Genomic DNA, 1,238 nt, shown 5'->3' with positions numbered 1-1,238 from the left:
CCTTGTCGGCGGATGCCGAGGATCGCTTCGAGGCCAACACGATAGAGCCAGCCGGCAGATCCCGTGTACCAGGTCCACCCTCCGCGGCCCGAATGGGGCGGTGCACCGTAGATGTCGGCGCTCACGACATAGGGTTCGACCATGTAGCGCCCGGTGTCTTCGGCGGAGAGGGCATGATTGATCGGGTTCAGCATGCTCCAGAGCTCGAACGCCCGGTCTCCGTCCCCCGACAGTGCCGTGGCCAGGACGACCCAGGCAGCGGCATGGGTGTACTGGCCACCGTTTTCGCGAATTCCTGGAACGTAGCCCTTGATATATCCCGGCTGCAGCGCGCCTTTGTCGAACGGCGGATCGAACAACCGGATCAACTTGTCCTCGTGACGAACCAATCGATCCCACACGGCCTGCATGCCCTTCGAAGCGCGTCCCGCGTCGGCTGCCCCCGATATGACGGCCCATGCCTGCGGTATGGCGTCGATCTGACATTCATCGTTCACCGAGGAGCCAAGTGGCGTGCCGTCGTCGAAATAGGCGCGTCGATACCAGGAACCGTCCCAGGCGTGGGTCTCCAATGAGACGCGGAGCGCCTCGGCTCGCTCTTCGCACCAGGCGGCCCGTTCGCTGTCGCCGGTGGCGGTTGCCAACGTTGCGAACGACCTGAGCGTGGTCAGGAAGAACCAGCCGTTCCAGACGCTTTCGCCCAAGCCTTCCGCGCCCACCTTGTTCATCCCGTCGTTCCAGTCGCCTGTTCCCATCAGGGGCAGGCCATGACGACCGGTGCGTAGACCCCGTTCGAGGGCGCGGCAGCAATGATCGTAGAGCGTTGCTGTCTCCGGGGAGATTTCGGGCACGCCGAAGGTCTCTTCCTGCTCGTCGGTAAGGACTGGCGACGAGATGAAAGGCACAGGCTCGCGGAGAAGCGCATAGTCGCCCGTGACCGAAACATAGTTCTGGACGACGTAAGGCAGGAAGTAGAGGTCATCGGTGATGCGGGTGCGAACTCCAACGCCCGTCGGCGGGTGCCACCAATGCTGGACGTCACCTTCGGTAAACTGGCGCGCCGCGGCGCGCAGGATATGTGCGCGCGCCTCGTCGGGCGCACAGTGAACCAGCGCCATGACATCCTGGAGCTGGTCGCGAAAACCATAGGCGCCACCGGATTGATAAAACCCGGTCCGCGCCCAAACCCGGCAAACCAGCACCTGGTAGAGCAGCCACCGGTTCATCATGAGGTCAAA

General features: G+C 63.3%; 1 pseudogene. It reads right to left on the bottom strand.

From position 1 onward, the window contains the following. Window positions 1-1,238: pseudogene (locus I8N66_RS37410) on the bottom strand (glycosyl transferase); the annotation flags it as partial.

Origin of the sequence: Ensifer sp. SSB1 (assembly GCF_016652895.1) — a bacterium.
GTDB lineage: Bacteria > Pseudomonadota > Alphaproteobacteria > Rhizobiales > Rhizobiaceae > Ensifer.
This window is presented reverse-complemented; position numbering and strand designations above follow the sequence as displayed.